Raw genomic sequence first — 20701 nt, forward strand, 5'->3', positions numbered from 1 at the left:
ATCTATTCAGTTTTAGCTTATTTAGTATAAAGTATTTGTAGAAAGCTATAAGTTAATTAATGCAGTTCAACAAACTGGAATGAGCGAAAAACCTAATTCCGAGATCGAGTCGAATAGATTCAACAGACGTAGATTATTAGCGACAACAGGAGTAGCGCTTGGAGGCGGACTCACAGTGGGAACTACATCGGTTAGTGCTGATAGTTGTGAACAGCCAGACTGGCTGGAAGATGGATCAGAAGATGACTATGATGAGGAAAATGTAGTTGAATCAGACACAGATGAGGCCGGTTGGGTTCACGCTGCAAATTATTTCGTCGGTGCATTCGAAAATGCGAGTAATGAATTAATGTTCGAATGTGCGACAGCAGTTGCTGGATTCGATTACTGTGGCGATGCTAGCTATGATGCTTATCTCAGAGGACATGGGACAAAAATAGATGTGGACAATGGTTCCCTGTATGCAAACCAGGATTCCGACAGTATATGCGTATGGCCTGAGGGCGCTGGTGAAAGTTCAGGATCAACGATAGCTGGCGATCTGGCTTGGACTGCTGCTAAGGGTGCTGTCGGGTTAATCAACCCGCAAGTGGGCGCTACTGTACTCGCAGCGGATCTCGTCGCAACAGCAGTCTTTGCTGAGCAGTTCGATGGTAGTGATGGGAATAACTCTGAATACTATGCGTGGGCCCACCAAGGCGGCTATTTCGAAGAGCCACGTTACAACCAACTTGGTCACGTTCTAGACTTCTATGTCAAACCCGATGACACCTCTGGACAGACAAAAGCGGCTGACGTTAACTTTGAGCACTATGTTTCTTCTAATGATATCGATCATTTCGATTCAAATCAGGACCCCTCATTTGACACGAGTAAAACATATAATTTCGAATATTATGACTTTACCAACTCCTTGGGTATGGGAACTATGTTAGACGAGGATGAACTTGAAAGGAAGAATTTCCCCAGTAGCTTTGCGGAAAAAGGACCCGTCCGTCGCCTCCCAATGGAGAACGCGTCTATGACGATTAAAGAAAGAGAAAATTAACTGAAATAGCATTATTTGGGCTCATATATCAATAATCTCGACCGGCAGTGTGTATACTTCATATAGTAAATAACATAACTTTTATATCATTCTGTGATAATTGGAAATTGTATGTCAGGTCAGAAACGTCGCGAGATCATGGGAGCAGTAGCAGCTCTTCTGACCTCTGGTTGTATCTCAGATGATGAATCGTATATGAAAATCCAAGAGATAGAAGTTGTAAATCTCCGGGAAGAAGATGTTGAGGTCACAATAGTGGCGAAAAGAAATAATGAAATAATATACGAAAGTACGTTTGAATTCAAGGCGATACAGGGGGGTTCTACTGACGGTGTAAATTTAGATGAAGATTGGATGAGGGCCGAGGAGGATCTGGAAGTCACTATATCCGCCGTCTCAATTGATGAGACCGCTTTCTCTACAGCAGATTTGTCACAAGACTATGGAAATACGGACTGTATCTCCACTTTCTGTACGGTTGATACTAATGGTATAAATGTATATTACAGTAGGACTGAATGTTAGTTTTTAATATTCAACGCATATTTCCACATCTGGAAGATATAACATGGTAAGTGTTCGGAGTCTGAACACACAATAACGCAGATATCGACTCTGTACACAATCTCGGAGGATGTGTTTGATGCGGCCTTCTGTTCGATCTATCTGTTCTGAATTAAAATAGAGGCCAATATCTCTTGTCGCTATGTTCTTACTGCGGATACTGACTGATCATACTCGCGAACAAACGGGGTGTGAATTGCTCACACTTCGGCTAATCCTTCTGTCAGATCTGGCTACTGTCGAACATAAATTCTGTCAGGAACTCCAGAACGACTCTTGAGTCGACCCTAGACCTCACTAAGAGGCTGCTCAAAGAGCCGCTCTCCTGTTTCATCACAGGAAACCGTGATGACCTCATGAGACGAACAACAGGACTCCACCGTCTCTTGATTCATGCTTACTGATCCGCCCCTACCGGGACACTGCTCAAGGAACAACCGAAGCCCGTTGAGGATTTGTCCCCGTTGTGCTGGAGTCAGAGTGCTCCATTGAACAGACCATGTATCTAGTACACCTGCTGCTCCAATGTCAGCAAGGAGGGCCGCTTGTGACAGCCACTGACCGATAGTTTTCGAGTCCGCTACTAATGTCCATGCGTCGCCGTATTGATCGTTCTGGTAGCTCATTCGGTTTGAGATTCAGTTTCTCGACGATACCGGGCATCTCGTGAAGAATATCGAGGAGCCGTCGGTAGGGAAGGTCAAGATATTCGCGGAGACCATGGATCACCACGATTACCCAGTCAGCGTAGCCGCCGTCACCTTTCTTGACTGCTGGTGAAGGATCACCAGAGACAGCTCGTTTCGCTAGTGTTTCGAGGCGATCTGTGAAGCGAGAGAGACGGGAGGGCACACTACTCAGGTTGACTCAGAGAGCAGTTAGTTCATCGGAGTGAGTCGTTTTCTCCGGCGTCTAAACAAGGCCTCATCATCTGAAACGGCCGGTCGCTGAAGAGTGTGTATGACTGAATGTGTCAGAACCAGTCGTCCTTCCTGAGATAGAACATCGCAATTCCACAAACGAAACCGCCTGTAGTTCCCTCGATGACTGCACCAGTCAACTCACCGTCGAAGAGAACTATTTGGATGGTACTAACAACTACGACCCAGACAACAACGTTCGTGAAGATGAATACCCACGGATTCTCCAAGTGGAAACGGCGTCCCTTGTTCATACTTCAATTACTGACTTCAATAGTAAATGCGTACCCTGTACTAACCGAAGCCAGTTCAGATCGTATCACCTGCTGAAGATTTCAACAGACACTATCCCAAAGCTCTACCGACAGCTCAAGAAGAATTAGAAACGGTCGTCATCTATTCGGCGAAAAAGATCTTGTAACTTAGGCGGCAACTCTTTTGGATGTACCTGATTGCCAGCTCGCAGATCTTCAGCGTATGCTTCGATTGACTCTGGATCATCAACCCACTCCAGGAAATCACCCTTCCGGTCTTCGTATTCACGTCTAGCGGTGATGAGTCGCTCGTGGCTCTCTGTCACTCCGAGATGGCGCATCCGCTGTCGGAGGTAGTGGCCCAACGTTGTAAGAGTCCACACACGGCGGACGGAGTCATCTCGGTATGCTTGGTCAGGAACAATCAGCCTGAGATGGACGGCTTCGTCACGGCGATCATTCAGATACCCACGGCTGACATCGAGTAAATCGTCGATTTCGTCGAATCGATACCCTTCACCATCAAGAAGAGAGATCAACTCAACTGCGCCCTTCTTCTCAAAAAATTCCGACAGTTCATCGTAATCCACATCCTCTAAATTGGGCGCTGTATCGCGGATATCATCTGGCATTACCTACTGTTCTGTGATGCAGCGCTATTCACCTTATACATTAGTTCAAATTATACTGGCATTCAGAATATACCCAAATATTCTATGTATTACTGTTTGAGACGAACAGTAGTATGCGAATTTTGTATTTAACCCTTCGTATCAAAGGTTATTCCGGAAACTTCGGAAACGACACGCTAGCAGTTAAGTTCAAAATGAATCTACTATCGATACTAATGTCCTCACTCAACTGGGCTGTTGACAGCTCATTTTTGTCTATCGGCGGTGAGAGCCGATGAGCAATGAGAGCAGTCGGGTTCAAAGTAGGCTGACAAAGCAAGTTGATGATGTCCTTACTGCAGATACTGACTGGATCACACTTGCGAACGAACTGGACGTGAGCCGCTATACGCTACGGGACGCACACCCTGAGTGGAGTTCGTCGCTTCCGTTTCGGCCAATGTTTCTGGCGTATCTGTGGGCAACTGTCGAGCGTGAATCCCTGTCAGGAATCCCAGAACGGCTCTCTGACCGACCGGAACTCGCCCGTGCATTTGGGTTTGAGATGGATGATCTCCCCTCAGAAAGTAGCTGTAAACCAGTTCGGCTTGAAAGCCGATTCGGAAAGTTACAGACGGTCGTCGAATCAGGTGCTGAAGAGATCCGCCTGCTTGCAGCTGAACGAGGCGCACCAATCGGGAATGATCTTCTCAAAACAGCGGACGACGAAGACAAACAGTCGCTGTCAAATCGAACCGTCCAACGCTTGCTGCGAAAGAAGGGACAAGAGGTGCTTAATGAGCTGAAATCAGTAGCCATCCCCTCAATCTCACTCTCCCGATCAGATGACGCGATCTACGACGACGATGAATTACTCGTCTTAGAAGCAATCGCGTCGATCAAGCAGCAGGCGGCACACGGTTCGGGACAGAAGTTGGGTGACATGAAAAATCCAGATCCCGCTGTTGATGACCCGTTCTACGAGGACGGTCCATCTGGTGAGACGCTATTGGAAGCCCTCAAGCAGATGTCCATCGATGAGATTGCGACCGTGCTGAATTTCGCTCTCCGAAAGACATACACACGCGCGAAGCCCCGAATCAGGGAGCTCGAACACGATAACGGCTCACGATTTGGCACTCGGGCGAAAGTCGCGCTGGACATCACGTATGTTGCCTACTACGGCGATCGCGACGAGATGAAATGGGTACAGGGCGCACCAGAGGGGAAGGGATACACCTGGTGTCACAAGTTTGCGACGGTCGTGATCGTCGGCGAGAACACTCACTATGTCGTCGGGGTGTGTCCGCTTGGGAGTACGGACTACGCCGCGACAGATGCCTATCCCGGCAAGGGTAATTCCTACTATATTGGGGATGTTGCACGGCGACTCCTTTCGATCGCCGAAGACTACGTCGACATCAGGATGGTGTATGCCGATCGGGAATTCCACGCTGTGGACGTCATTCAGACGCTTACTGACAAGGGATTGGACTACGTGATCCCTGCTCAGAAAGATCAGCATCGAATTGGACCGATGTGTGACCGGTTTGACCAAGTGAAGCAGGGGTATCACGAACCGAACGACACCCCGCTGTATGTCGAGGACGATTTCGTCATGCACGGTGCAGTGAAGGGTGGCGTCTCAAACCACACGGTACATACGACCGTTGCCGTGTTACCCCCAGCGGAAGATGATGATGTCCATGAAGAGGGATCGCCACAGCCGTTTATCACCAGTCTCGATGTGAGTGACGAGGTCGCCTTAGATCGGGGCTGGGCGAAAAAGCAGATTGAACAGTACAGTGACCGCGGAGCGATCGAGAACTCGTACTCGTCGATCAAGAACGCAGCAGCGTGGACTACCTCGAAGGAGTTCGGAGTACGGTGGTTCCATTTCGCCTTCGGGTGTGTGGTCTACAATATGTGGTTGTTAGTCGATTTCCTCACACAAGAGCGCATTGGGGTCATTGAAACCCGGAAGAAGCCCAGAATCACACTCAGTCGGTTCCTTGATTGGCTGGATAAGGAGCTGATCACACTCATTTAGAGCTCGGTCTGGGCTAGCCCTTCGCGAGAGGCATCACTCTTTGCTGAAGTAGATTTCGACCGATAAGTTTGTTAGTATAATAATTCTGCTTTTATGATAGCTATTAGAGCATAATCGCGGCCATTTCTATCGGGTACTGGTCCGAATAGAGTCGATCCCGTGAACGTTTTGACCGGCATTCGCAACTCCCAACCCGGGTTAAGTTGCGAACGACACGAAACGTTCACGACTTCTTTTTCTCACAATGGATGTCTAACAAAACACGAGGGGATATGCCAAATTCCAGTCGGTTACATAGAAATTCACTCTTGTATCCGATTCGATATCGGTTCCATTACGAGAAATAAGTCGTAACCTATCCAATACCGGATCGACTACAAATTATTATGAGCAAGCAGGACCACCACCACCGTAGTTGATACGACATGGAACCGATTACACTTCGACTATCAACCGACCTCCTCGAAGAGTTGGATGCTGAATCGGACGAAGCTGGATTTAGTACCCGCTCAGAATACATCCGCCATCTCCTGTTTCATCGCCCCAACATCAATCAGATGGCGACGGCGGAGGACACATCTGCGACAACCGATAGCGCACAAGTTGACGAGATAGAGCAGACCGTCGACGAACTGGCCGACTACCATGATGAGCTCACACAACGAGTTAGCGATCTCGAGGAAGAAGTCGAACAGTTCCATCTCAATGATGACCAACCAACAGGCACCTCTCCCTCCGTGAGTTCAACCTCTGATTCTCCTTCGGATCACCACCCGTTGACGACAGAACAGCCATCAGCGGAGGAGTTGGAATCTCTCACCAAGTTCAAACAGTGGCTTGACGAGAATGGACCACAAAGTGACGATGCTCGCACGGTATTGCTGGATGCTGCTCAGATCCTAGACGATCAGGGACCACTCAAAGCAAGCGAATTACGGGAGCAGTTGTACGAATGCAATCCTGACACGTACGGCTCTGCCGGGGCGCTCTGGGCATCTACAGTTGAACGCCTCTACGATGACCTTCCAGGCTTTGAACGCCCTGAGTACGGGACATATACGTTTGATCGGGAGGCTGCGATGGAGTCGCTTCCTGATCCGACCGATTGATAACGTGAAAATGCGTCGCAACCCGAGTTTGTTAGCAGGTTTTTGGTGCTGTCGAGGTAGTCACAGTCAGTTGCCTGGGACGTAGAGAACTGTTCCAACGAGCTCGTCAGTATACATCTCTATTCGTCGAATGGCCGCAGCGATTTCGCCCGCCGAAGCAGCTGTATCGCAAGCGATGATGCCGGGATGATTTTCAACGTTCAGTTCTGGGTCGGCCCCGCGAAAATCAGTATCCTCGCTCAGAATGAGCCGATCAGTTTCACGTGCATACTCTAAGACGACCGTGTCTTCAGAGCCCAGATCAACGTTATCTCCAACGACAGCAACATCGTGCCCTTCTCCACGGAGCGCAGAAACAATAGCTGGTGGCACATGCTCGTCCGCCAGCAGCCTCATGCTTCGGGCTCTGACTGGGTTGTCGTGTCTAGGTCTTCAGGACCACGAACGACAGATAATTCATCCGAGACTGACTGGCGCTTGGCTTGGATCTTCCGCATCTTATTGGCGTGGTCATAATAATACACCAAGGCGCGGTAGACGTCGGCGATGTCGAGATCGTAGTCGGCGGCGACTTGTTCGGGGGATTCTCCAGCGTCAAGCACCCGCTTTGCGATATGGTGGACGCCGATACGTCTCCCTTCGATTCGGGGCGCACCACCCAAGGTATCGTTCGTCGAGACGATTTCAGTCATTAGAGGTTGATACGCTCCACCCGATAATAAAGTCTAGCCGGAGGGCGTAGGTTGTGTTCAGATAAGCAGATTCAATGCGAAGCCGAAGGATCGAAGCCACTCTTCAGCAGTTTCTGCTTCAGTACTTCTAAAACAGTTTGACAACCAATCATTTCGATGTTTTATATTATAAAAGACATATTCGGACTATTCGATTTTTATGTCGTTCGTATCTGAAATCGAAGCCGTATTTGCGACAGGCTCAGTGAAATGGAACTGTACTATCCACGAGAAATATTCTATTATTTACGTGATATTTTCTGCGAGCTCCGAGAAAAGTGGATCTGCGATCACAATCGTTCTTGCCGGGTTTAAGCCGCCTATATAGTAAATTATTTGGACCCGAATCCACGTTGCCGTACAGCCAGTATTATTTATCAGCAAACTGAATCGCCGTTTTATCGACTGCAACGTGATTCAGACACCAACCAATTTCTGGCTGTAGATCGGTCTTATGAACTCAGTTATGCTCAATCAATTGAATCCGATTAACACCGAATATATAAATAAATAAAACAGTATACGAAGTAGATAATATGGCTAAATGAATCTGAATAATGAGCTTTATTAACAGCTGCGGTGTTGCTTCTTTCTCAACAAAATCTAAGCCAATCTCGTCTAAACACTCGCTGAGGCGGTCGTTTTCAGACCTGCATCACTTTGAAAAGGCATCGCCTAGCCTTTCAAGCTTATCTGAGCACCGCTACCACGCCATCGTTTTACCCTCTAGTGATCTGCTGCGGTTCTGTGGCTGCCCATTCGGCAAGCCTGTTTCCGACTATGATGTCTGTTTCACCTCAATTACCGATTCGCCGTCAGCAGAGGTCGGTTCTGGAGATCTACCATTACATATATACCATTGTAATAGAAATTTTAATAATACTATATTTGTGACAGGAACTAATTGTGATCTGGATAGAGCAGAAAATATTAGTCTATGTAATAACCCTCTAGCAAAAGAGAGTATTATAACTTATTAGACAATCTACATATAATTTCTAAAATATAAGAAATCACATAATAGTTGGTATTCGAGAGTGGCTACGCATTGATTCTCTAATTTTAGTGGAATAACTGTTTGTAATTGTAGATATTACTTAGCGATATTTATTAGAAACCAAGAGTATCAACAGAGAATATAATGGCGCGGTAGCTAGGTTATTTCTATTCACATACAATTTTCATATATAACTACTGCTAGATCGAACTATTTTTGTTAGATGAATCACTATATCAATTAAATGAATATACAAGATAATCTTGGTTATCATCAGATGCTAGATCATGCTTGGGGTGGTGTGGGGACGAACAGACAGGGGGGAATACAGGTGATAGTTAGCATGAGAGGAGGAACACATGGGATTTGAGCTGAGTAAACAGGAAAGGCCGGTATCAGGAAGACTCTGTAGCTTGTTGATAGTAAATCGACTACCAGAAACGGTTGGGTATAATATTGTGTATTTTGCTGTGGGGGTTGGTCTCGCGACGTCTCAGCTGACTCTGGCTGTTCTACAACATCTGACTGGCTTATCGGTGCTATTTTTCGCAATGATGATTTCAAAAATGCAGGCCTCGATCGCAGATGCTCTCCATGATTATGAGGTCGACAAAGCAAATCCTGAGAAATCCTATATTGCCATGTCAGTGGAGATGCTGGGAGAAAAGAACCTTTTCTCACTGCTTGTGATCGAGTTAGCTGTTGGTCTATCCCTATGGGGATGGATTACGTTTTCCAGTGGTAATTTGATTTTCCTACTGATGGGGTTACTGCTTACCCTATCAGGATTTACGTATTCGTATCCCCCTCGAATAAAGGAGCGCGGTTTCTTGAATCACCTTGTCACGACAGGTGTGGACGTAGTCTGTGTGATTCTCCCCGTCTCACTCCTTCTCGGGGTTTCATTTGATAGTCAAACCGGACTACTGCTTGTTGTGGTGTTCCTGTATATATTGGGCTATCATATAGTCCACCAAGCCGGTGACACCTATTTTGATCGCCAAAGCGGGCTTTCAACTTTTACTCAGCAGATTGGTGTCGAGACAGGTGTTGTTTCGGCAGCGGTATTGACGGCTCTGGCTGCGATCATTGCTTGGTGGTGCGGATATCATGTAGCGTTCGTCGGGTTAGGAGTGGGTAGTATCGCGTATGGAGTATTGTTCTCTCATATCGCAGGAAAATCAGAGAAGGATCAATCACTAGCTGTCTCTCATTGGTTCAGCGTCTCTCTGTGGGCTACATATTTGAACGGTGTTGTCGCATTAGATCTGTTCTTGTAGAGGTTCAGGTCCTCTGATTGAGTTTGATTTTGATGGAGTTCTTTGGCTGTGTAGAGAGGGATGGAATAACCTCAAGAGGGTTTTCGGAGACAACTTCGGGTATGAAATTCTGGAGAAGCTTTCCAAGTACGATCTTTCCCTCGATCATTGCCAACCGTTCTCCGATACATCGTCTCGGCCCAGCTGCGAATGGGAAGTACATTCCAGCCGGCGCTGGTGATAGAGAATCTGACTGCCACCGGTTTGGGCGGAACTCCAAGGAGTGTTCATACAGTCGGTGATCCCGATGGGTTACCCATTGGCTTAGACAAAGTAGTGTCCCCGCAGGGATCTCATAGCCATTTAGGATAACATCCTCAGTTGGCTGCCGGAATATTGCGTACGCTGGTGGATACAGACGAAGTGATTCTTTGAGTACCCGATCGAGGAGGGTAGATTGTCGGAGTGATTTTGCTGAGTTCTGTACTTCAGTTTCATCAGCAACACTGATGACTTGGTCTCTGATAACTGGGTTCTTGCCGAGTAGATGCCCAGTATATGCCAACATGAGTGCGGTCGTCTCATGTCCCGCGAGGAGGAGCGTCACAACCTCATCGCGAATCTCAGATTTTTCCCATCTATTGCTCACAAGATGGGTTATGAGCGAGTCGTAGTTGTCAGGTTGATTCTTTTGTCGGGTGATCAGCTCGTCGACGATAGTATCGAGTCTATCGATTGCGTGCCGGTAGGATCGATTTCTTCGCGTTGGAATCCACTCTGGGACGTAGAGGTATGTTTGAGCGATATAGCTGAAATACTCGATGATGTCACTGAAAATAGCAGGTAAATCCCAGTCTTCCGATCTGGGGTCGACGTCGAAGAGGACATCAGTGATTATGTTCAGCGTGAGCTCTTTCATCTCTTCATCGAATCTGAGTATATCACCGTCCTTCCACTGATCGAGTTTGTGGTCTGTGTGTGCTACAATCCGGTTGGCGTACGTCGGCATCTTTTCGGGGTGGAAAGCGGGTTCAAGATCGCGACGGTTTGATCGCCATCGGTCACCTTCTGATAACACAAGCCCGTCGCCGATCAGTGAGGAAGTAACCAGTTTGTGAAAACCGCTTTTCTGATACTTCTCATTGTCTTCTATCAGGACTGTTTGGATGTCGTCCGGGCCCATTACGAGAATAATCTGGTTTCTAGCTACTGTGATTTGAGCGATGTCTCCGTATTTGGTGGGAAATTTCTCAAACCAGTCTAGAGTATTTCTGCGATAAAATTGGAACGTATTTCCGATCAAAGGGTGGGTGTTCGGGCCAGGAAGGTTTGACTGAGACATAGTCTATTTGAATATATTCTATGAAATAAGTGTGTTTCTCAACTAATGAGCAGCAAGTCAGTTTCTGGTAATTTTGTCAGGTATTGATTCGGAGGTATTTGGAGGATTGGTCAATACGGGCCAAAATGAGCCTATAATTTCTTCACTTCTCTTGAATTCTGTTGATACTCATCATATATGCTCCAGGCCCACTCGATAGCATCATTGCTATCGTTGATCAGGACAGCTTGAACGCTCCCTTGATTATAGACAGTAATCCCAGCATAGTCTCCTTCGGGTGTCTCCATTATCCAGATCGCGCAAGGGAGCGAGTCATTGGTGGTGAATAAATTAGTATTCTCGTGCTCAACGAAATCTGCGAAGGATTCGCCACGAACTTGGTGGAGTGACTCAGGAATATCTTGTTCGATGATAAGCTCAACATCAAGGCCGTTTTCTTCGATTTTGCTTTGTAGTAGATCCGGATACGACGGAAGTGACAGCGGGGCTAATCCTGTCAGTTTTGTGGCTGAGTGAAGCAACTCGTTGCTTTCTCGAAGCGCAGTTTCCGGTACCTGAGGGTTAGCAATATTCTTTGAAGCTCCCCTGATGAACTCGCGATCGATTGAGATGCTGTCTGGTAAACTGTTGATGATCTCATGAAGCTCAGTTAGCTCTTCTGTCATTTCTACATAGTCTTGATACGTGTCAAGTGCTAGTTTTCCCGAGGTAGTAATGTGATATTTCTTGTTTTGCTTTCTAATACAGCCTAGTTCCTGTAATGTCCTGATTGCTCGTTCGATAGTTGATCGGGAGACATCTAGATTGTCAGTGAGCTCAGATTTTGACTGTGAGTTGTCGTCTAATGCTTTGAGGACCTGATTGCGCTTTCTAAGAGTATTCCTCATTACTTCGCCAGTGCTCATGCGAAATTAGTCAGAACGGATGATAATAACTGTTGTGTGAACGGAGAATTGTTGTTCTAGGTTGAGCTAAATAGATTGGGGGGTCTGCCTTGGGTTAGTTGATGTGAGGCGCGGTAAATCACAACGAATGTTGAATAAGGCTGTATTCAGGTTTTGAGTAAAGCGCCAACTTTTGATTATTCATTTGGTTACTGAGTCAGTTGTTAGTTATAAATATTTCATACCGGTCAAAAAAACCATAAGCATCCAGTGAGACGGTGGAGATGGATGATGGAGAATATAGTCGAGGAATTGCGTCAACCAGAGTATACAGGTGAGAACCGCTGTGAAGCGTGTACGGCTACAAATGTCACGATCGCAGGTGTGCTCGGGCTTCTTCTCAGCCGGAAGTCGAGATCCGCTGGAGTAATAGTCGTGGGTATCTCGCTTACACTGATTTATCTTCGAGGCTACCTTATTCCGGGCACACCGGAACTCACGAAGCGATATATGCCAGCTCCCGTTCTCCGATTATTCGGTAAGGAGCCGGAGGCTGACGTTCGGAGTGGGCTGTCTCCGAATGGTGGATCTGAGTTGACCGATAGGAGTGATAATATGGCAGCGTCATCAACAGAAGGCTCTGATATAGATGGTGAGGACCTGGATACGCTTTCACCTGAAGAGTACTTCCTCTCGGTAGGGGTTATCGAGGAATGCGATGGTGAGGATGATCTGTGTATTAAAGAGACGTTCGAGTCTGAATGGACTGACGAAATGACTAGGCTCAATGATGGGTCTTTTTCAGCTGAAGATGCTGCGGCAGCACTGGGCTTAGGTGGAGAGGATCGAGAGTTCGCAATTAGGGAGGATGAACAGGCCCAGCAACTGAAACGCGATCAGCAAGTCATTGGTCAGTGGCCGTCGAGAGCTGCCTTGATCGCAGATATTGGTGCCTCTCGGGTGTTAGAGTCGTGGGATACACATTGGACCGAGTACGAACCGACTGAAAAAGGTGAGCTGCTTAACGGGCTCCGACTGTTTCTTGATACGTGTCCGACGACCGAGGGGGAGATCGTGTTTAGAGAAGAAACGGTCGAGTCATGTTGTAGTAGCCATGAAGTGATCGCTGCGGTCTGTAAAGATACGGATGAGCGGATTTTCGAACATCAGATGGCATGATTTACACCTAACTGATTCTTAGCTTGGCCCAGTGCGAGGATTATAGAGAATTAAGGAGAATACCTGTGCCTCCAGGCGGGGAAGGAAGTTAGTAGGTTAGTGTTGGTTGCTATACACAAGATATTTACAAAGCCTCTTGTTTCTCTTACAGTGGTTCGATCTGACCAGCCACTTCGAAGCGGTGAGAAGGTGCCGGTTCACGCCATCAGGCCTTGAATGTCAGAAGCCGAATCCACAGAATATCCAGATCGCGATGAAGACACTGGGTGTGGAGAACGGCTTGTATATTGACGATCGACAGATCGATGCCACGGCAGCTGACAACGTGGGTATCGAATCTGTACTTCTACGCCGTCACGGCTCGACGTCGAGCTCACTCTCTTTCGAGCCGACACATGTGATGTCCTCCCTCCGAGAACTTCCGAACGTCGTATCCCGGTACGATCGATGCTAGTGATCGGTACCATTGTTGGTCTACAGAGTTCAAGGTAGAGTGCCTCAAGGCTTGACCCCGAGACGGTTCATAGTTAATATACACGAAAACGGCTTTATTGAAATTGTCAGGATTTGATATTTTTTATATCCCTAATCGCCCAGTACAGGAGAAGCGAATTTCATACTTTCTTCATCAGCCATTAGTGTCGCCTAACCTTGTGACTACATCTTGGAGTAATATCGTAAAGCTGGCGAGTGAAGCCCCAAAAAAGAATGCGTATAGTGTGCCGAACGAATAAAACACAAGCGCCAACGGGGGTATACCTAGTAACAAGACGTTAATTATGCGCTGACCCACCCCTCCGAAGAGGCCGATTTTGTAAATTGCGAAAGCGAAAGTACTGTTGACAGCGCCGAGGGTGATCGAGAAAATGATCCAGCTAGGAAGGGATGTCTCTATGAGAAGTATATATCCTAGAGTAATAACGAATGCGCCGAATACTACGACCCCAAGCTTCTTCCAAAAATCTGCCATTTTTTGGGTTGTAGGACGGTATCAGTATATAGCTATGGATCAGAGATGGTCGAGCAACGGTTCGATATGCATGGGCTCTACTTGGGGCAGATCGAAGTTGGAGAGATCTGCGATCAGCTTGAAGAATTCGAGTTCATCAGCAGTTGCATCGGCGTATGGAGCACCAACAACAGCGACGGATGGGATATCGACATACACCGAACCGGTTTGTTCTGTGTATATCCATTGACCCTCGTCGACATCCATGAAGCCAACAGTGCCTTCTCCTTCGATCCCATATCCTCCAAGGAAGAGCCAAGAGAATATTGGCCCACCGATAGTGCAGGCAGTACTAACAAGAGGATGTTTGACTGCTAACTGGCAAAAGAGTCCAGCAAGCACCCCCGCGGCCACATTTGTTCCAGCTGATGTTAGTTCGATGTCTGCACCAGTGAAGTAGTGATCAGAGATGCCCACCACTTCACAATCACTACCGATTTTATCTGTTCGGTTATCCCACCTATCAACCAGGGATGGCGGGTCAGGCATGGGGAGATCATCTGGCCTGACTTGCTTTCCTTTCAGCTTGTTTGGTTCCTCAGGAGTGGAAATGAATACTAGTTCATTCCGTTTTTTGTAATAGCGAACCTCAATAGATTCCTTCCCATTTGTCACGTAGATGTCTTGGTATTTTTCGTTGTTTGCTAGAGTTTCAGATTTGACTTGATCTCCTTTTGCAGCTGTTGCGAGGCCGGAGTAGCTCAAGACTCCTGTTCCGGCTGCGATACCTTTGAGCAGCTTTCTTCTCTGAGGCATTGCGTTTAGATCAGTTGGGCATATGAATATAAAATTTTCTGGAGTAGATTTATATGTTTATATAATTTTTTGGGATATAAGTCAAATACTGAAATAATTGCTAGTTTTTGGGGAGGTACTCACTTTTTGAAAGCAGACGACCTCGGATTTTGACTTCAATACTTCGCACTCACCTAGCAGTCGTTTCCTTAATGGTTTATTTACGGAGAATCGAGGAGAAAGCCTCGCGCTTCAGGGCTGTCTCTTACCCACAAGTTCTAACGGCGGAGTTAACGAACTGAGACTGGAAGATGGGGGGTTGTTCACGGAGTTGGAGACCAGATCTCGATGGGGATGGACAGCTGTGTGACATGGATGTCTCGGGATGGATTCGTTCAGAGTTCCGTTCAGCAGAGTTTGGAGATAAGCGTCTGACTGATCGACTGGTTCAACTTGGGGATGAACTCGGCAGTTCACCTGCCGAGTCCATCCCTGCAGCCTGCGAGGACTGGGCGTCCACAAAGGCTACATACCGATTTTGCGATAACGAGAGTGTGGAACCGAGCGAGATTCTCTCTGCTCACAAGCAGGCACAGCGATCACGGGTGAGTGGCGGAGACGAGCTGTTGGTCGTCTCCGACACGACGTATCTCACCTTTCCCCGCCACCCAGCCAAGGACGGTCTTGGCGATATTAGTTCCGCAGATATTGACGTAGAAGGCGTCAAATTACACACTTCAGTTGGTATCCGTCCGGACACTCAGCAGATGACGGGGGTCATCGACCAGCAGGTGCTGGTCGAGGACCAACAGGCAGGTGCCACCTACAGCACAAACGGCAGAGACGACCCGATTCCGCTTGAGAATGAGCACGAGAAGTGGCTGCGTGGTGATAGGGAAGCCGCCGAATGGCTTCCTGAAGACGTGCATCCGATCTTTGTCCATGACCGAGGTGGGGATGCATTCTCGTTGTACGAGGAGCTAAGCAAAGAGAGCGCCACCGCTGGTTTCGTCGTTCGAGCCAACCAGAATCGACGCATCTTGACAGAGAGCGGCGAGGCTGGGAAACTCTTCGACTGGAGTAGCGACCTCGCCGAGCGAGGTCGCCACTCCATCGAGATTCAACAGGGAGGTGGACGAGAAGCTAGAACAGCCGAAGTCTCAATCACCGCAGGAAGTTGTGAGTTGCGCGCACCGCGAAATAATCCGAATCAGCAAGGATCCACCGAAGTGAATGTGGTGAGAGTGGATGAAGTGAGCGAGGCTGACGAGCCGATTCAGTGGGTGTTACTCACCACTGAATCGGTCGACACGTTTGAAGATATCCTGACCGTAATCGAGTATTACAGCCTTCGATGGCGGATCGAAGAGTGGCACAAAGTACTGAAGAGTGGCTGTGAGATCGAAGATCGACAACTCCAGACGTGGGAGCGGATGGAGGTATTGCTGAGCGTGTACTCAGTGATTGCGTGGAAGGTTTTGGAGTTACGAGAGCTAGCCCGCGGAGAAGATTCGGTTGGTCCAGAGGTGTTGTTAAGCGAGGCCGAGCGCGCAGTTCTGGAAACGAAATTTCCAGAACTGCGCGGCCAAAGCGGGAAAGCCTACGCGGTACATGTGGCAAAGCTAGGCGGGTATCTAGACCGCGGTTCGGATCCTCCTCCAGGCTGGGAGACGATGTGGAAAGGGCTTCAAAAGCTCCGCATGTGGGCAGAAGGCTACGAACTCGGTGCTGAATGAGCGCCGGGCCGCTCATTCAGCCAAACTCACCGTGGATTCAGACCTTCCTCAAGTCTTCCAGCCTGTCTCCCAACTCGAATCCTGTGAGCTTACCTCAGAAGTGCTGTTTTCCTGACTAATCCGATTATCCTAGTCTTAATTTGGTTAATTTTTCTCGGTGAGCTTGAGTTATGGGTAAGAGACAGCGCTTCAGCGCGGGGTGGATGTCAATTTCGGTACCCCTACCGTCGTGGGGGACAGTACGAACTCTACAGCGAGAATACCTACACGGATCTCATCGAACCGGAACCGCCCGAATTTGTCAGCGAAACGTTCGAGTCGCTCTGTCACCAGGCGGTGCCGGCGCTCTATACAGACTACCAGCTCAGACAGGTGCCAAGCCAGTGGTGGTACAAGAGCCGGGAGGTAGATGTCGTTGCACCAACTGACGAGTCAACGCTGATCGCTGGCAAAGCGAAATTCACCACCACCCCCTTTCTCATTCCTTGAAGAATTTGTCAGTTATTGATTAGAATACCAAAAATTGATAAAAAACATAAAAAATATTCGGCAAAAAATATAAGATACAACACAGTATTCATTTTAATGCGATGTCTGAAAATCATGAAGATGGCTCTAGGAAAGTCAATAAACGAAGTGTGTTGAAGATGATCGGCACCAGCGGCATAGCAGCTGCTGGTTTTTCCCAACATGGTTCAGCTAGCGAAGGTTCAGAAATCACTACTTCGGACATGTCCGAAGTTGAAAAGAAACGAGCAGTAGAAAAGCTCACTGAGCGACGAGATTTTCAGAAAATTGAAAGTGAATACATTGAACAAGGGTGGGAATTATCCATAAGAAAAACTAACGCAATAAAAGTCGGTAATAGGGCAAAATCTATTAAGTATAATTTGGTAGTGGCATGTTTTGAATCCGATAGAGGGAAGAGGGTAGATGAAAACGAACAGCGGTATGTTGTATGGACTGATTTGGACTTAGACCAGGTTGATGATCAAGATGACTTATATCAAGTCACTGGCCATCAATTTGAAAGAACTGAATCTGATGATAGTGAGTGGAAAGTTACGAAATACACGGTTCAAAATAGTTCGCTCAATTCTGAAGAAAATATGTATAGTCCATCTAGCGAAGATCGTGAAGCCAGCAAGACCGGTATCTCACCAGATCTTAACTGTGGGAGCGGAAAATGTGAAGGACAAAAGACGACATGTGATAGTTATAATTGGCAGTGTATTTTGACCACAGCAGGTGCCTACGTTACCACGATAGCTGCGTGTAAGAGTTGTGTCTTCGGCTCCCCAAGCTGCTTATACTGTCTTGGGGCTCTACTTACGTCAAGCGGAATCACGGTGGGATGTGACTATGGTAATGGATGTGAGACAGAACCAAGCTGCGTCCCGTATGGTAGCTGTACTTAGATAGAGTGTTTGAATTAGTAAAAATATATAACAGTAGAATGGCTACTTGAATTATGACTAATCTACTACCTATTTCGCTAATTGGCCTGGGAATATTGGTTGCACTTATAGGAATAATCAAGACGTATTACCAAGGCGAGGGGGGAGATTTGTTAACCGGACTGTTTGTTGTTATTATATCAACATTGCTTCTATTATTCTTGCTGATGATGTAGAATCTGAGTTCCCCATCGCTTTTGCTGTAATCGCTCTCTGAGGAAGTTTGTTTAGTGCCATTTCTCATCGTTCCGCTGGGTGTGATCAGTGGATACGGCTGTGAGCGGTCCCTAGCCCAAAGCCAGCGGTGTTTTTCCAGCTTGCTGCTTCCCGGTCGTTTTCTCCAGTGTACGTTGCCAAACGACCGACCAGCATCCTGTCGATCACTGCCCAGACTTGCTGTATGTTACACGGCAATTCTGATGGTCCACTGATTGGTAGCAGATCTCGCCGGTCACTGTATCTGCTGTACTAAGCGATTGAGGGTGTGAAAATATCAACTTTTGAGGATTTCAACAGAGCCGGTCTTCTGTAATTGGAACTTCAGTAGGAGGGCCAGTAGTAAACTCGCTCATTGCTGGTTACGAATCACTGCGAACGACCCTAAAGAGTTCACTGCCCCTCCATCACCCCCCTTGTGTTAGTTGGTGCCGCCTGTCTGACTCTTTTCGGAACAATTCTCTCTGCGACGTCGGTGTCTGAGTGGTCTGTATTGACCGCTACCGGATCAGAATGTGTACTTCTGAGGATTTCAACAGACCACCATCCTAACTCCACTGACAGCTCAAAAAGGATTAGAAACGGTCGTCATCAATTCGGTGAAAAATATCTTGTAGCTTGGCCGGTAACTCTTTTGGGTGTACCCGATTGCCAGCCCGCATATCTTTAGCATACGCTTCGATTGACTTTGGATCATCAACCCACTCCAGAAAATCTCTTTTGCGGTCTTCATATTCATGTCTAGCGGTGATGAGTCGCTCGTGGCTATCAGTCACTCCGAGATGGCGCATCCGCTGTCGCAGGTAGTGGCCCAACGCTGTGAGAGTCCACACACGGCGGACGGAGTCATCTCGGTATGCTTGGTCAGGGACAATGAGCCTGAGATGGACGGCTTCGTCTCGACGATCATTCAGATACCCACGGCTGACATCCAGCAAATCGTCGATTTCGTCGAATCGATACCCTTCATCATCAAGAAGAGAGATCAACTCAACTGCACCCTTCTTCTCAAAAAATTCCGATAGTTCATCGTAATCCACATCCTCTAGATTGGGCGCTGTATCCCGGATATCATCTGGCATTACATACTGCTCAGTGATACAGCACTATTCACCTTGTACATTAGTTCAAATTATACTAGCATATATAGTATACCTGAATATGCTATGTACTGCTGTTTGAGACGAACAGTAGTATACAAATTTTGTATTTAACCCTCTGTATCGAAGGTTATTCCGGAAACTTCGGAAACGACACGCCAGTGGTTAAGTTCAAAATGAATCTATTATCGATACTAATGTCCTCACTCAACTCAGCTGTTGGCAGCTCATTTTTGTCTATCGGCGGTGAGAGCCGATGAGCAATGAGGTCAGTCGAGTTCAAACTGGACTGACAAAGCAAGTTGATGATGTCCTTACCGCGGATACTGACTGGATCACACTTGCGAACGAACTTGACGTGAGTCGCTATACGCTACGGGATGGACACCCTGAGTGGAGTTCGTCGCTTCCGTTTCGGCCAATGTTTCTGGCGTATCTGTGGGCAACTGTCGAGCGTGAATCTCTGTCAGGAATCCCAGAACGCCTCTCTGACCAACCGGAACTCGCCAGTGCATTTGGGTTTGAGATGGACGAACTCCCCTCAGAAAGTAGCTGTAAACCAGTCCGGCTTGAAAGCCGATTCGGAACGTTACAGACGGTCGTCGAATCAGGTGCTGAAGAGATCCGCCTGCTTGCAGCTGAACGGGGCGCACCGATTGGGAATGATCTTCTCAAAACAGCGGACGGCGAGGACGAACAGTCGTTGTCAAACCGAACCGTCCAACGCTTGCTTCGAAAGAAGGGTCACGAGGTGCTCGATGAGTTGAAATCTGTAGCCATCCCTTCAATCTCACTCCCTCGGCCGGATGACGTGATCTACGACGACGATGAGTTACTCGTCTTAGAAGCAATCGCGTCGATCAAGCAGCAGGCGGCACACGGCTCGGGGCAGAAGCTGGGCGACATGAAAAATCCAGACCCCGCTGTTGATGACCCCTTCTACGAGGATGGGCCATCTGGTGAGACGCTGTTGGAAGCGCTCAAGCAGATGTCCATCGAGGAGATTGCGACTGTGCTGAATTTCGCTCTCCGGAAAACCTACACACGCGCGAAGCCCCGAATTAGAGAGCTCGAACACGGGAACGGCTCACGGTTTGGGACTCGTGCGAAAGTCGCACTGGATATGACGTATGTTGCCTACTATGGCGATCGTGACGAGATGGAATGGGTCCAGGGCGCACCAGAAGGAAAGGAGTACAGCTGGTGTCACAAGTTTGCGACAGTCGTGATCGTTGGCGAGAACACCCACTACGTCGTTGGGGTGTGTCCGCTCGGGAGTACGGATTACGCTGCGACAGACGCCTATCCCGGTAAGGATAGTTCCTACTATGTCGGGGATGTTGCACGGCGACTTCTTTCGATCGCCGAAGACTATGTCGACATCAAGATGGTGTATGCCGATCGTGAATTTCACGCTGTAGACGTCCTTCAGACGCTTATTAACAAGCGGTTGGATTACGTAATCCCTGCCAAGAAAGATCAACATCGGATTGGACCGAT

The 20701-nt window shown here is 47.8% G+C and carries 20 protein-coding genes and 3 pseudogenes; 11 read left to right on the top strand and 12 right to left on the bottom strand.

Annotation, left to right across the window (positions count from 1 at the left end; genetic code table 11):
* The first annotated feature begins 79 nt into the window (after positions 1-79).
* Complete coding sequence (locus tag ACT4MF_RS17085; protein ID WP_444683556.1) at positions 80-1048, top strand: hypothetical protein; 969 nt, start codon at positions 80-82, stop codon at positions 1046-1048.
* Between the two features lie 111 nt (positions 1049-1159).
* Entirely contained in the window at positions 1160-1573 is a 414-nt protein-coding gene (locus tag ACT4MF_RS17090; RefSeq protein WP_444683555.1) for a hypothetical protein, read from the top strand.
* 326 nt (positions 1574-1899) lie between these two features.
* On the opposite strand, the gene ACT4MF_RS17095 is transcribed toward ACT4MF_RS17090, so the two are convergent.
* The 4 genes and pseudogenes from ACT4MF_RS17095 to ACT4MF_RS17110 form a co-directional block, all read right to left on the bottom strand.
* Complete coding sequence (locus tag ACT4MF_RS17095; RefSeq protein ID WP_512053318.1) at positions 1900-2238, bottom strand: DUF8054 domain-containing protein; 339 nt, start codon at positions 2236-2238, stop codon at positions 1900-1902.
* Positions 2225-2464: pseudogene (locus ACT4MF_RS17100) on the bottom strand (IS5/IS1182 family transposase); the annotation flags it as partial. The pseudogene ACT4MF_RS17100 and the gene ACT4MF_RS17095, both read right to left, overlap by 14 nt.
* A gap of 121 nt (positions 2465-2585) precedes the next feature.
* Complete coding sequence (locus ACT4MF_RS17105; protein ID WP_444683554.1) at positions 2586-2786, bottom strand: hypothetical protein; 201 nt, start codon at positions 2784-2786, stop codon at positions 2586-2588.
* 125 nt (positions 2787-2911) lie between these two features.
* A complete protein-coding gene (locus ACT4MF_RS17110; protein WP_444683553.1) occupies positions 2912-3418 on the bottom strand; it encodes a hypothetical protein in 507 nt (168 codons plus the stop codon).
* 274 nt (positions 3419-3692) lie between these two features.
* On the opposite strand from ACT4MF_RS17110, the gene ACT4MF_RS17115 reads away from it, so the two are divergent.
* Together ACT4MF_RS17115 and ACT4MF_RS17120 are read left to right on the top strand one after the other, a co-directional pair.
* Positions 3693-5447, top strand: coding sequence for a transposase (locus ACT4MF_RS17115; protein WP_444683552.1), 1755 nt, complete (start codon positions 3693-3695; stop codon positions 5445-5447).
* Between the two features lie 425 nt (positions 5448-5872).
* Positions 5873-6556, top strand: coding sequence for a hypothetical protein (locus tag ACT4MF_RS17120; protein WP_444683551.1), 684 nt, complete (start codon positions 5873-5875; stop codon positions 6554-6556).
* Between the two features lie 66 nt (positions 6557-6622).
* Here the strand turns inward: ACT4MF_RS17120 and ACT4MF_RS17125 are convergent, their stop codons facing one another.
* The 3 genes and pseudogenes from ACT4MF_RS17125 to ACT4MF_RS17135 form a co-directional block, all read right to left on the bottom strand.
* The gene (locus ACT4MF_RS17125; protein WP_444683550.1) at positions 6623-6952 is read right to left on the bottom strand and encodes a DUF5615 family PIN-like protein; all 330 of its coding nucleotides are present in this window, start codon (positions 6950-6952) and stop codon (positions 6623-6625) included.
* Positions 6949-7248: a DUF433 domain-containing protein gene (locus ACT4MF_RS17130; RefSeq protein ID WP_444683549.1), complete on the bottom strand. Its 300-nt coding sequence runs from the start codon at positions 7246-7248 to the stop codon at positions 6949-6951. The genes ACT4MF_RS17125 and ACT4MF_RS17130 overlap by 4 nt, the downstream gene beginning before the upstream one ends.
* 57 nt (positions 7249-7305) lie before the next feature.
* Positions 7306-7900 (bottom strand): annotated as a pseudogene (locus ACT4MF_RS17135) (transposase domain-containing protein).
* Between the two features lie 743 nt (positions 7901-8643).
* On the opposite strand from ACT4MF_RS17135, the gene ACT4MF_RS17140 reads away from it, so the two are divergent.
* A complete protein-coding gene (locus ACT4MF_RS17140) occupies positions 8644-9564 on the top strand; it encodes a UbiA family prenyltransferase (protein WP_444683548.1) in 921 nt (306 codons plus the stop codon).
* A 4-nt stretch (positions 9565-9568) separates the two neighbouring features.
* Here the strand turns inward: ACT4MF_RS17140 and ACT4MF_RS17145 are convergent, their stop codons facing one another.
* Positions 9569-10885, bottom strand: a complete 1317-nt coding sequence (locus ACT4MF_RS17145) for a cytochrome P450 (RefSeq protein ID WP_444683547.1) — start codon at positions 10883-10885, stop codon at positions 9569-9571.
* Positions 10886-11016: 131 nt separating this feature from the next.
* Entirely contained in the window at positions 11017-11790 is a 774-nt protein-coding gene (locus ACT4MF_RS17150; protein WP_444683546.1) for a helix-turn-helix transcriptional regulator, read from the bottom strand.
* Positions 11791-12057: 267 nt separating this feature from the next.
* On the opposite strand from ACT4MF_RS17150, the gene ACT4MF_RS17155 reads away from it, so the two are divergent.
* Entirely contained in the window at positions 12058-12948 is an 891-nt protein-coding gene (locus tag ACT4MF_RS17155) for a DUF8054 domain-containing protein (RefSeq protein ID WP_444683545.1), read from the top strand.
* 181 nt (positions 12949-13129) lie between these two features.
* On the top strand, positions 13130-13402 hold the full coding sequence (locus tag ACT4MF_RS17160) for an HAD family hydrolase (RefSeq protein WP_444683571.1): 273 nt from the start codon (positions 13130-13132) through the stop codon (positions 13400-13402).
* Positions 13403-13576: 174 nt separating this feature from the next.
* Here ACT4MF_RS17160 and ACT4MF_RS17165 read toward each other — a convergent pair whose 3' ends face one another.
* Both ACT4MF_RS17165 and ACT4MF_RS17170 read right to left on the bottom strand, forming a co-directional pair.
* Positions 13577-13918 carry a hypothetical protein gene (locus tag ACT4MF_RS17165; RefSeq protein ID WP_444683544.1) on the bottom strand — a complete coding sequence of 114 codons (342 nt, stop codon included), beginning with the start codon at positions 13916-13918 and terminating at the stop codon, positions 13577-13579.
* A gap of 39 nt (positions 13919-13957) precedes the next feature.
* A complete protein-coding gene (locus tag ACT4MF_RS17170; RefSeq protein WP_444683543.1) occupies positions 13958-14713 on the bottom strand; it encodes a hypothetical protein in 756 nt (251 codons plus the stop codon).
* Between the two features lie 290 nt (positions 14714-15003).
* Here ACT4MF_RS17170 and ACT4MF_RS17175 point away from each other — a divergent pair, with 290 nt between their 5' ends.
* From ACT4MF_RS17175 to ACT4MF_RS17185, 3 genes and pseudogenes are all read left to right on the top strand, one after another.
* Complete coding sequence (locus ACT4MF_RS17175; RefSeq protein WP_444683848.1) at positions 15004-16428, top strand: IS4 family transposase; 1425 nt, start codon at positions 15004-15006, stop codon at positions 16426-16428.
* 210 nt (positions 16429-16638) lie between these two features.
* A pseudogene (locus ACT4MF_RS17180) lies at positions 16639-16902 on the top strand (DUF234 domain-containing protein); the annotation flags it as partial.
* 116 nt (positions 16903-17018) lie between these two features.
* On the top strand, positions 17019-17846 hold the full coding sequence (locus ACT4MF_RS17185; protein WP_444683830.1) for a hypothetical protein: 828 nt from the start codon (positions 17019-17021) through the stop codon (positions 17844-17846).
* A gap of 830 nt (positions 17847-18676) precedes the next feature.
* On the opposite strand, the gene ACT4MF_RS17190 is transcribed toward ACT4MF_RS17185, so the two are convergent.
* Positions 18677-19183 carry a hypothetical protein gene (locus ACT4MF_RS17190; RefSeq protein ID WP_444683829.1) on the bottom strand — a complete coding sequence of 169 codons (507 nt, stop codon included), beginning with the start codon at positions 19181-19183 and terminating at the stop codon, positions 18677-18679.
* A gap of 274 nt (positions 19184-19457) precedes the next feature.
* On the opposite strand from ACT4MF_RS17190, the gene ACT4MF_RS17195 reads away from it, so the two are divergent.
* The coding region (locus ACT4MF_RS17195; protein ID WP_444683828.1) for a transposase at positions 19458-20701 on the top strand (1244 nt) is incomplete at its 3' end.

Origin of the sequence: Halorubrum sp. FL23, assembly GCF_052439115.2 — an archaeon.
Taxonomy (GTDB): domain Archaea; phylum Halobacteriota; class Halobacteria; order Halobacteriales; family Haloferacaceae; genus Halorubrum; species Halorubrum persicum.